Raw genomic sequence first — 10,871 nt, 5'->3', positions numbered from 1 at the left:
GCCGCGTCGCCGTCCCGGGTGAAGATCGCCGTCCCGTTGCCGAACTCGTGCTCGTTGATCATCCGCGCCGCGGTCGCGTAGTCGGGCGCACGCGCCACCGCCAGCACCGGCCCGAAGATCTCCTCCTTGTAGATCGTCATCTCGGGCGTCACCCGGTCGAACAGCGTGCCGCCGACGAAGTACCCGTTCTCGTAGCCCTGCAGGTTCAGGGTCCGCCCGTCGACCACCAGCTCGGCGCCTTCCTGTACGCCGCGGTCGATGTAGCCCTTCACCTTGTCGCGGTGCTGCGCGGTCACCAGCGGGCCCATCTCGGCCTCCGGGTCGGTGCCGGGCCCGACCTTCAGCGCACGCACCTTCGGGACCAGCTTCTCCATCAGCCGGTCGGCGGTCTCCTCGCCGATCGGCACCGCCACCGAGATCGCCATGCAGCGCTCGCCGGCCGAGCCGTAGGCCGCGCCCATCAGGGCGTCGACCGCCTGGTCCATGTCGGCGTCGGGCATCACCACCATGTGGTTCTTGGCCCCGCCCAGGCACTGGGCGCGCTTGCCCGTCCGCGCCGCGGTCTCGTAGATGTACTTGGCGATCGGGGTCGAGCCGACGAAGGACACCGCCGAGACGTCGGGGTGGTGCAGGAGGGCGTCGACCGCCTCCTTGTCGCCCTGCACCACCGAGAACACGCCGTCGGGCAGCCCCGCCTCCTTGAGCCACTCGGCCATGACGAGGGCGGCGGAGGGGTCGCGCTCGGAGGGCTTGAGCACGAAGCAGTTGCCGCAGGCGAGCGCGACGGGGAACATCCACATCGGCACCATGGCGGGGAAGTTGAACGGCGTGATGCCGGCGACCACCCCGAGGGGCTGGCGGATCGCGCTGCTGTCGACGCGGGTGCCGACGTTCTCGGTGATCTCGCCCTTGAGGAGCTGGGGGGCGCCGGTGGCGAACTCGACCACCTCCATGCCGCGCTGGATCTCGCCCTTGGCGTCGGAGAGGACCTTGCCGTGCTCGGCGGTGATGACGGCGGCGAGTTCGTCGATGCGGTCTTCGAGGATGCGCAGGAACTTGTTGAGGATGCGGGCGCGGCGCAGCGGCGGGGTGGCGGCCCAGGCCGGGAAGGCGGCGCGGGCGGCCGCCACGGCGGCCCCGACCTCGTCGGGGCCGGCCAGCGCGACGCTGCCCGACTGCTCGCCGGTGGCCGGGTTGAAGACCGGCGCGGTGCGGCCCGAGCGGCCGGGCGTGCGGGCGCCGTCGACGAAATGAGCGATCTCGGTCGGCATGGGTCGTCCTGTCGTGTGAAGGAAGGGATTGTGGGCGTCAGCCCGCCTTGAACTGGCGCGCCAGAGCCTCGGTGCCGCGGGCGAGCACGCCGACATCGATGGCCACGGCGGTGAAGGTGGTGCCGGTCTCGATGCAGGTTTTCGCGAAGGCGGTGTCGGGGGTGAGGATGCCGGCGGGCTTGCCCGCCGCCAGGATGCGGCGCACCGCATCCTCCACCGCCGCGACCACCGCCGGGTGGCCTAGCTCGCCGACATGGCCGAGGCTCGCCGCGAGGTCCGCCGGACCGATGAAGACGCCGTCGACGCCGTCCACCGCGCAGATCGCCTCGATCCGGTCGAGGGCCTCGGCGGTCTCGACCTGCACCAGGAGGCAGAGCTCCTCGGCGGCCCGCGTGGCGTAGCCCGGGACCCGCCCGAACCGGGTGGCGCGGGTGAGGCCCGAGACGCCGCGCACGCCCTCGGGCGGGTAGCGCGTCGCCGCGACCGCGGCGCGCGCCTCGTGCTCGTCCTGGACGTAGGGGATCAGCAGGGTCTGCGCCCCGAGATCGAGGAAGCGCTTGATCAGCACCGCGTCGTTGGCGGCCGGCCGCACCACCGCCGAGACGGGGTAGGGCGCCACCGCCTGGAGCTGCGCCAGCACGGTGAGCGGATCGCCCGGCGAGTGCTCGGTGTCGAACAGGAGCCAGTCGTAGCCCGACCCCGCCACGGCTTCCGCCGCGTAGGAGCCCGGCAGGCTGCACCACAGGCCGATCTGCTGCCGGCCCTCGCGCAAGGCGCGCTTGAAGCGGTTCTCGATCATGGCCGCCTCAGACGAAGGAGACGCCGATGGCGCCGAGCGGGCCGTAATCGGCCTGGATCACGTCGCCGCGCTTGATGTCGACGGGGCGGGTGAACGAGCCGCCGAGCACGATCTGGCCTTTCTTCAGCCCCGCATCGACCGCCGCGAGCTTGTTGACGAGCCAGGCGACGCCGGCGGCCGGGTGGCCCATGATGGCGGCCGAGACGCCGGATTCCTCGATGATGCCGTTCTGCGACAGGGTCGCGCCGATCCAGCGCACGTCGACGTCGAAGGGCCGGATCGTGCGCCCGCCGACCACGATGGCGCCGAAGGCGGCGTTGTCGGCGATGGTGTCGACGATCGCCCGCGGCACCTCGGTGCGGTAGTCGATGATCTCGAGGGCCGGGACCACGAACTCGGTCGCCCGCATCACGTCGTAGATCCGGCAGCCCGGCCCCGACAGGTCCTCGCCCATGACGAAGGCGAGCTCGACCTCGAGCCGCGGCTTGATGAACAGGTCGGTGCGGATCTGCGCCCCGTCGTTGAACAGCGCGTCGTCGAGGATGCGGCCGTAATCCGGCTCGGTCATCTTCGAGGCCATCTGCATGGCGCGCGAGGTCAGGCCGATCTTGTGGCCGGCAAGGCGCGCTCCCGCGGCGATCCGCGCCTCGGCCCAGAGGTCCTGCACGCGGTAGGCATCCGCGATCTCCATGCCGGGAAAGGTCTTGGAGAGCTGCGGGCAGGGCACCCGGTCGCGCTCGGCCTTGAGGATGGCCTCGGCGGCCTTGCGGTGATCGTCGTCGCTCAGCACGGCTGTTCGCTCCAGGAGTGTCTTGGGGCTTAGAGTATTTTCCGACGAAGTGGATACCGGTTCGTCGATAGAAAATACGGCAAAATCAAAAACTTATAGAGCTTCGCGATTGCAACGCGATCGCGAAGCGCTCTAGTGCACCTCACAAAACTCCCGCCGCAATGTCGCTGCCACAGCAAGCCGAGGCGGTGATCGGGAGTTTTGTGAGAGACACTTACTTGATCGGGGGGCGCGGCAGCACGGCCTCGCCGGGCTCCATGACGTAGGTGTAGTCGAGGGCGTACCAGGGCGCCGCGACCTCGGCCGCGTCCGGATGCGGACGATCGTGACGCACGAAGTCGCCGACCAGCGCCTTGGTCACGCCGAACTGCACGTCGGAATCGATGTGCGGGTCGTTGGCGTCGTAGACCTGCGAGATCAGCACCTTGAAGCCCGGCTTGAAGATCAGGGCGTGCAGGTGGGCCGGGCGCATCGGGTGGCGGCCCTGCGCGGCGAGCAGCCGGCCGACCACCCCGTCGGTGGGGATCGGGTAGCCGATCATCATCACCGAGCGGAACCAGAACCGGCCGTCCCCGTCGGTGGTGAACTTGCCGCGCAGGTTCATCTCGGCCTGCTCGGGATCCTGGTTCTCGTAGAGGCCGACCGGCGAGGCGTGCCAGACGTCGACCTCCGCGCCCGCGATCGGACGCCCCTCGCCGTCGACCACGCGGGCGTTGACGAGGAGCGGGTCGCCCGGCGTGTCGGAGCGCACGATCGTGCCGCCATTCGCGACCCGCGGCGCATTGAGGCGCCAGAACGGCCCGAGCAGCGACTGCGAGGTCTCGGTGTTGCCGTGGTCGCCGTTGTTGAGGAGGCACACGAGGGACGACACGCCGAGAGAGCCGGCCATCAGCACGAACTCGTTGTGGCTGTCGGAGGCGAGCGCGCCGATCTCGTTGAGGATCGCGGTGGCGTCGCGGAACTCGGACTCGGTGAGGCGCACGTCGCGCACGAAGCCGTGCAGATGGGTGATGAGCGAGGTCATGATCTCGCGCAGGCGTGGGTCGCGCGTCCGCGCCATGACCTCCAGAACGGCCGGCGTCACGTCCTGCTGGCGCTCGATGCGCATGGCTCTGCCTCCCTCGACTGCAGGTCTGGTCCCATATCATCGATTATTCGTCAAGAAGCGATTTTTTGAAGACTGCCCGCGGCGCGCCTCGCGCGCCGGGTCGCGTGCATGGAGGGCGTCGGCCGCGAGCGGACGACGGAGCCCAGCCGGCGAGCATGGGCATTCCGGAGCAGCGGAAAATCCCATCAAGCCGCTGATTTAACAAGGTTTAATTCCTCATCCGCCGACCTGTATCACGCCCTGCTCCGGAAGAGGCGACGCCGTTTCCGGCGACGCGACGGCGTTCCCCCGTCCGGACGGTAGCGTCGGGTTTGACAATAATAATCGTTTTTCGTAACGATCGTCGACGAAGGGCCGAAGCGGGCTCCGGGGGAGAGACGGTGTGACCGAGGCGAGGAACCGACGCGCTGCGGGCGACCGGGACGGGATGCAGCCCGCCGCCGGATCGGCCGTGCCTGCATCGGGCAAGCCCGGATCGGCCCACCCCGTGCCGACCATGCCGGGCGCCGCCCTGGTCGACGACGGCAAGAACACGATGGCGAGCCAGCTCGTCGACCGCCTGCGGGAGGCGATCGTCTCCGGCCAGCTCGAGGCGGGCAGCAAGATCAACCTGGAGCGCGCCCGCGGCAGCTTCGGGGTGTCGCTCAGCCCGCTGCGCGAGGCCCTGGCCCGGATGATCGCCGACGGGCTCGTGGTGTTCGAGGACAATCGCGGCTACCGCGTCGCGCCGGTCTCGCTGTCGAACCTGGAAGAGATCACCCGGCTGCGCGAGGAGTTCGAGGTCCTGGCCCTGCGCCAGGCGATCGCGATCGGCACCGTGGACTGGGAGGGCGACGTGATGCGCGCCCTCCACCGCATGAACCGGATCGCGCGCGACGCCGACCAGCCCGACACGCTGGAGCAGTGGGAGGCGTATCACCGCGAGTTCCACCTCACGCTGATCGCCGGCTGCCGCATGCCGCTGCTGCTGAACTTCTGCAGCGTGCTCCTGAGCCTGAACGACCGCTACCGGCGCTCCTTCCTGCGCCGCACGCCCGGCGGCGACCGCAACGTCGCCCAGGAGCACGGCGAGATCGCGCAGGGCGCGGTCGCCCGCGACGCCGATTTCGCCTGCGCCCGCCTGCGCGAACACATCCACCGGACGGGCACCAACCTGCAGCGGCGCCTGTCCGAGACGCTGGCCCCGTAGGCGCCCGCGCCCTCCCGATCCCGCGATCGCCCCCTTCGAGCGACACCCATGCACGCCTCGTCCGACTGGCCGCTCGGCCTCGCCCACTTCACCTGCATCGGGGTGCCGCCCGTCGACCTCGTCCGGCTCGCCGCCCGGACCGGCTGCGCCGCCGTGGGCCTGCGGCTCCACCCCGCCTTTCCGGGCGCGCCGTTCTACGAATTGCCGCCGGGACGCGACGCCTTCCGGGAGATGCGCCGCGCGCTCGCCGACGAGGGGATGCGCGTCCACGACATCGAGTTCGTCACGATCGGCGAGGACTTCGTCCCGGCCTCGCTCGCCGGCATCCTCGAATCCGCCGCAGGGCTCGGCGCACGGCGCCTGAGCGTGTGCGGCGACGATCCCGACCGCGCGCGTCTCGTCGCGCGCTTCGCCGAGCTCTGCGACCTCGCGGCCGGGTTCGGCATGGGGGTCGACCTCGAATGCATGGCCTGGCGCCGGGTCGCCAGCCTGCCCGACGCCGTTCGGGTGGTGGAGGCCGCCGGCCGGCCGAACGGCGGCGTCCTCGTCGATGCGCTCCACCTCGCCCGGACCGGCGGATCGCCCGACGACGTGCGCGCCGTGCCGCCCGGCCTGATCCGCCACGCGCAGCTCTGCGACGCGCCGGCCGAGACGCCGCCATCGACGGACGCGATCATCCAGGAGGCCCGGGCCGGGCGCCTGGCCCCGGGGGAGGGGGCGCTGCCCCTGGGCGCGCTGGTCGCGGCCCTGCCGCCCACGACCGCCCTGTCGATCGAGGTGCCGATCACCGGAAGCACCTCGCCCGAGGCGCACCTGCGGGCGAACCTGGCGGCGGCCCGGCGGCTCCTCGCCGGCTGAACGCGGCAAAGGGCCGGCACAGGGCCGGCACCGGGCCCGACGCGGCGACGGACCCGGCAGGAGCGCGAAACGCCCCGCCGGCCTCAAGAAAACAAGGGAACGACGCGCCGGTGCCTGGCTCCGATCCGGGCAGAGGATCCGTGCGCCTCGATTGGCAGGGGGGAACCACCATGACGACACGAATCGATCCGTCGACACCGGCCGGGCTCGAACCGTCCGGCGTGCACGAACCGAAGAAGGCCGCGCTCGCGAGCTGGATCGGCAGCGCGGTCGAGTACTACGACTTCTTCATCTACGGCACCGCCGCGGCGCTGATCTTCCCGAAGCTCTTCTTCTCGGCCGAGAACCCGCAGGCCGCGGCGATCGCCTCGTTCGCGACCTTCGGCGTCGCCTACATCACCCGGCCGCTCGGCGCGGTGGTGCTCGGGCATATCGGCGACCGCTTCGGCCGCAAGAAGGTCCTGACCTTCACGCTGCTGCTGATGGGCTTCTCGACCTTCATGATCGGCTGCCTGCCGACCTACGGCCAGGCCGGCATCCTGGCGCCGATCCTGCTCGTCGTCGCCCGCCTTCTGCAAGGCATCTCGGCCGCCGGCGAGCAGGCCGGCGCCAGCTCGATGACGCTGGAGCACGCGCCGCCCCACCGCCGCGCCTTCTTCACCAGCTTCACCCTGAGCGGGACCCAGGCCGGGCTGATCCTGGCGACGCTCGCCTTCCTGCCGGTCTCGGCGATGCCCGAGGAGCAGATGCTGGCCTGGGGCTGGCGCATCCCGTTCTTCCTCAGCCTGATCGTGGTGGCGGTCGGCTTCTGGGTCCGCCGCACCCTGCCGGAGACGCCCGCCTTCGAGGAGGAGAAGGACCGGCACCACGAGGCCTCCGCCCCCGTGCTGGCGCTGTTCCGCACCCAGTGGCCGGACGTGCTGCGGGTGATCTTCGCCGCAATCGTCTCGGTGGTGAGCACAATCTTCGCGGTCTACACGCTGTCCTACGCGGTCACCGTGGTGAAGATCCCGCGGCCGACGATGCTGACGCTCCTGATCCTCGCCAACGTGATCGCGCTCGCGGCGATTCCCCTCTGGGCCATGCTGGCCGACCGGATCGGCCGCCGCCCGGTCTTCATCTTCGGCGCGGTCGGCTGCGCCGTGCTGATCTACCCCTACCTGTGGGCGATCAGCCGCGCCGACATCACGCTCATCTACGTCCTCGGGCTGCTTCTCTCGGGCGTCGTCTACAGTGCGGCGAACGGGATTTGGCCGTGCCTGTACGCTGAGATGTTCGAGACCCGCATCCGCCTGTCCGGGATGGCGATCAGCACCCAGATCGGCTTCGCCATCGGCGGCTTCGCGCCGAGCATCGCGGCGGCGCTCCAGGGCCAGGGCCAGGACGGCTGGGTTCCCGTCGCGATCTTCGTCATGATCACCTGCGCCATCGCGGCGGTGTCGATCGTGACCGCGCGCGAGACCTATCGGACGCCGATGCACGCGCTGGGCAAGCGAGTGTCCGCCCCCGCCGCCGGCCGCGCCCGGACCGCGTAGCGCCAGTCAGAGGGCGGCCTCCCGGCCGCCCCTCCCCGCATCACGAGGAGGCACCGCCATGATCCGAGGCACCACGACGCTGATCGCCCATCTCGGCTATCCGACCGAGTCGTTCAAGGCGCCGATGATCTACAATCCGTGGTTCGAGTCCCGCGGGATCGACGACGTGGTGATGCCGATGGGCGTCAAGGCCGAGGATTATCCGGACGTCTTCCGGTCGCTGTTCCGGCTCACCAACATCCGCGGCGCCCTCGTGACCATGCCGCACAAGATCACCACCCTCGGGCTCCTCGACGAAATCAGCACCACCGCGACGATCGCCGGCTCGTGCAACGCGGTGCTGCGGCGCCCGGACGGGACGCTCGTCGGCGACATGTTCGACGGCGCCGGCTTCGTGCGCGGAGTCCAGCGCAAGGGCCGCGACCTCGCCGGCGCCCGGGTCCTGGTCGTCGGCAGCGGCGGGGTCGGCTCGGCCATCGCCGCCTCGCTGGCGGCGGCCGGCATCGCGGGGATCGGGGTCTGCGACCACGATCCGGCCGTCGCCGAAGCGCTGGCCGGTCGCCTGCGCGCGCATTACCCCGCGCTCGCGGTCGCCACCGGCAGCAACGACCCGGCCGGCTACGACGTCGTGGTCAACGCCACGCCGCTCGGCATGAAGGACGGCGACCCCCTGCCGATGGACGTCGCCCGCATCGCGCCGGGCACCTTCGTGGGCGAGGTGGTGATGAAGCAGGAGCACACGCCGTTCCTGCGCGCCGCCCTGGAGAAGGGCTGCCCGATCCAGGTCGGCACCGACATGCTGTTCGAGCAGATCCCCGCCTATCTCGAATTCTTCGGCTTCGGCACCACCACCGCCGAGGAATTGCGGGCGGTCGCCCGCCTGTCCTACTGAGCGTCCCGGAGAACTCCCATGAGCCGCCTCGTCTACGTGCTGAACGGCCCGAACCTGAACCTGCTCGGCAAGCGCCAGCCGCACATCTACGGCAGCGAGACGCTCGCCGACGTCGAGGCCTCCTGCCGGGCGCTCGCCGGCGAACTGGGCCTGGAGATCCGCTTCCACCAGTCGAACCGCGAATACGAGATCATCGACTGGATCCACGAGGCGCGCGAGACCGCCGGCGGCCTCGTCATCAACCCGGCGGCCTTCACCCACACCTCGGTGGCGATCCTCGACGCGCTCAACGCCTTCGATCCGCCGGTGATCGAGGTGCACATCTCGAACGTGCACAAGCGCGAGGCCTTCCGCCACCACTCCTACGTCTCGCTGCGCGCCGACGGGGTGATCGCGGGCCTGGGCACGCAGGGCTACGGGCTGGCCCTGCGCCGCATCGCCCAGCTCATCGACGCGAAGGCCTGAGCCGCGCCCCTCAGCAGACTTGCGTTGGCGGGCCAACGCTTCGCCCGCTCAGGGTCTTGTCTTGTCGCAGATTTTCGGTGCCGAACCGGTCACCACTTCGGCGAAATCCGCTTAGTAGGGCCGCGCCGCGAACCGCGCCGTCAGGAACCGGGGCTTGGCCGGCTCGGGCGAGGCCGCGAGGGTCAGGCGGGAAGGTTCCTCCGCCAGGCGCAGGCGCGAGAACGGGGACGGCTCGGTCTCGATCACCGGCAGCGGCACGAAGGCCGCCGCGACCTGGATCTGGTGGATCGGGGCGGGCGGGCGTCGGCGCGCCGGGATCACCACCACCTCGCGCCCGGCGAGCGCCAGGGCCTCGGGCCGGCTGACCTCGCCGAGACCGGCCGGCACGACGAAGGCGGAAAACGGGCTCGCCGCCGGGCTCGGGTCCGGCGCGTAGGCGGTGGCGCTCGTCACGGTGGCGGCGGTCGCCGCCGCATTCGTCATCGGGGCCGTCGCCCCGGTGGCCGCCGCCCCGAAGGCCGCGGCGCGCTTGATCAGCGCGGTGAAGCTCGGATGCTGCCCGCCATCGGCGTAGGTGGTGCGCACCGCCTCGATCCCGCCCTCGACCAGGGCCTGGATGCGGCCCTCCTCCTCGCTGCGCCGCGCCGCTGCCAGGGCCTCGACCGCCGGGTCGGGGTAGGGGGCGAAGACGTAGCGCCCGCCCTCGACGGTCACCAGCGGCTCGCGGCCCGTCGCCTCGAACCGGTCCGAGCCCTCCTTGAGCTGGCGCCAGAAGGCGATGTGCCGGTCGGTGCGGTGGCGCGCCATGGCCCGCGCGGTCATCCGGAACGGGAAGGCCTGGAACTGGAACCCCGCCTGCCCGCCGGCCAGCGCGTCGCGCACCAGGGCGTAGATCTCGCCGACCTGCCGATCGGTCATCGCAAAGCAGCCCGCCGACGAGCAGGTGCCGTGCACCATCAGGGCCGAGCCGGTGCCGCCATGCGCCCGGTCGTAGGCGTTGGGATAGCCGATGTCGAAGGAGAGGTAGTAGGCCGAGTTCGGGTTCAGCTGGCGGGCCGCGACGGTGTAGAACCCCTCGGGCGACTGGCGGTCGCCGGTGCGGGTCTTGGGGCCGAGCTGGCCCGACCAGCGGCAGATCGGAAAGGTCTTGAGGTGGACGTAGCGGCCGTCCGCCGCCCGCTTCCACACCTCGATCTCGGATTCCTGCTTGTAGGCCCTGAGCAGCACCGGCGCCGAGGGCGCGGTGTTGCGCGCCGCCATCAGGCCGAGGGTGGCCGGGGGCACCGGGGCGAGGTGCTTGGGCGCCGCCTCGGCGGGCGGGCCGGCCGCCAGGATGAGGCCCGGGAGGACAGCCAGGCACAGGATCGTCCTTCCCCGCACGTCCATCCGCCGCTTCCTCCTCGCCCGGCCCCGTGCCTGGCACGGCAATGTGGCGGTTTTCGCGCCGCCGAGCCGGCCGGCGGGGCATCCCTCGCATTCGCAGGATTTCGTTAAGCGCCCGTTCGCGGCCCGGCGGGCAGCATCCGGCGTTTCGTCCTGCCGCAGGACGCCCGTCCCGCCGGGGACGCCCGTCCCGCCAGGGACGCCCGTCCCGCCAGGGACGCCGGACAGAGGGAGGCCGCCATGCCCCGGGCCGAACCGCGCTGGCTGCAGCTGGTGGACGACGCGCAAGGCGAGGCGGCGGACGCGCCGCTGCCCGGGGAGGCCGGACGGCGACGCCTCGCCGCCCTGCGGGGCCAGCTGCGCAACCATCTCGCCGCCCTGCGCCGGGACCCGATCCGCGCCGGGCCGGAGGCGGGCCCGGAGGAGGCCGAGACGGCGGCGATCCTCGCCCGGCTCGCCGCCGAGGTGACGCAGATCGCGGAGGGCTGGGACCGCCTCGCCGAGGCGGTCGCCGCGCTGTCGGCGGGTGACGGCGCGCCGCCGGAGGAGTAGGGTCGCGGCCTTCCCGCCGGCAGATTCCG

11 protein-coding genes are annotated in these 10,871 nt (G+C 71.5%); 6 read left to right on the top strand and 5 right to left on the bottom strand.

The window, feature by feature from the left end:
• The 4 genes from HPY23_RS32405 to HPY23_RS32390 all read right to left on the bottom strand — a co-directional run.
• Positions 1-1,271, bottom strand: a 1,271-nt coding sequence (locus tag HPY23_RS32405; RefSeq protein ID WP_200649732.1) for a CoA-acylating methylmalonate-semialdehyde dehydrogenase, incomplete at its 3' end; no start/stop codon positions are given.
• A 37-nt stretch (positions 1,272-1,308) separates the two neighbouring features.
• Positions 1,309-2,070 carry a 4-hydroxy-2-oxoheptanedioate aldolase gene (hpaI, locus tag HPY23_RS32400; protein WP_091891869.1) on the bottom strand — a complete coding sequence of 254 codons (762 nt, stop codon included), beginning with the start codon at positions 2,068-2,070 and terminating at the stop codon, positions 1,309-1,311.
• A 7-nt stretch (positions 2,071-2,077) separates the two neighbouring features.
• A complete protein-coding gene (hpaH, locus tag HPY23_RS32395; RefSeq protein ID WP_091891865.1) occupies positions 2,078-2,860 on the bottom strand; it encodes a 2-oxo-hept-4-ene-1,7-dioate hydratase in 783 nt (260 codons plus the stop codon).
• A 214-nt stretch (positions 2,861-3,074) separates the two neighbouring features.
• A complete protein-coding gene (locus HPY23_RS32390) occupies positions 3,075-3,968 on the bottom strand; it encodes a dioxygenase family protein (RefSeq protein WP_091891862.1) in 894 nt (297 codons plus the stop codon).
• Positions 3,969-4,464: 496 nt separating this feature from the next.
• Between HPY23_RS32390 and HPY23_RS32385 the strand changes: the two genes are divergently transcribed.
• The 5 genes from HPY23_RS32385 (at position 4,465) to aroQ (ending at position 8,907) form a co-directional block, all read left to right on the top strand.
• Positions 4,465-5,157 (top strand): GntR family transcriptional regulator, encoded by a 693-nt coding sequence (locus HPY23_RS32385; RefSeq protein ID WP_091891872.1) that lies wholly within the window; start codon positions 4,465-4,467, stop codon positions 5,155-5,157.
• 48 nt (positions 5,158-5,205) lie between these two features.
• Positions 5,206-6,015 (top strand): sugar phosphate isomerase/epimerase family protein, encoded by an 810-nt coding sequence (locus tag HPY23_RS32380; RefSeq protein WP_091891859.1) that lies wholly within the window; start codon positions 5,206-5,208, stop codon positions 6,013-6,015.
• 170 nt (positions 6,016-6,185) lie between these two features.
• On the top strand, positions 6,186-7,550 hold the full coding sequence (locus tag HPY23_RS32375; RefSeq protein ID WP_091891856.1) for an MFS transporter: 1,365 nt from the start codon (positions 6,186-6,188) through the stop codon (positions 7,548-7,550).
• A gap of 58 nt (positions 7,551-7,608) precedes the next feature.
• A complete protein-coding gene (locus tag HPY23_RS32370; RefSeq protein WP_091891851.1) occupies positions 7,609-8,442 on the top strand; it encodes a shikimate dehydrogenase family protein in 834 nt (277 codons plus the stop codon).
• An 18-nt stretch (positions 8,443-8,460) separates the two neighbouring features.
• Positions 8,461-8,907, top strand: coding sequence for a type II 3-dehydroquinate dehydratase (gene aroQ / locus HPY23_RS32365; protein ID WP_200649731.1), 447 nt, complete (start codon positions 8,461-8,463; stop codon positions 8,905-8,907).
• A gap of 111 nt (positions 8,908-9,018) precedes the next feature.
• On the opposite strand, the gene HPY23_RS32360 is transcribed toward aroQ, so the two are convergent.
• On the bottom strand, positions 9,019-10,293 hold the full coding sequence (locus HPY23_RS32360) for a L,D-transpeptidase family protein (RefSeq protein ID WP_139235040.1): 1,275 nt from the start codon (positions 10,291-10,293) through the stop codon (positions 9,019-9,021).
• A gap of 237 nt (positions 10,294-10,530) precedes the next feature.
• On the opposite strand from HPY23_RS32360, the gene HPY23_RS32355 reads away from it, so the two are divergent.
• On the top strand, positions 10,531-10,842 hold the full coding sequence (locus tag HPY23_RS32355) for a hypothetical protein (protein WP_060846038.1): 312 nt from the start codon (positions 10,531-10,533) through the stop codon (positions 10,840-10,842).
• Positions 10,843-10,871: the final 29 nt, after the last annotated feature.

This window comes from Methylobacterium ajmalii (assembly GCF_016613415.1).
GTDB classification, from domain to species: Bacteria; Pseudomonadota; Alphaproteobacteria; order Rhizobiales; family Beijerinckiaceae; genus Methylobacterium; species Methylobacterium ajmalii.
The sequence above is the reverse complement of the archived record's forward strand: the minus strand, read 5'-3'. Positions and strand labels throughout refer to the sequence as shown.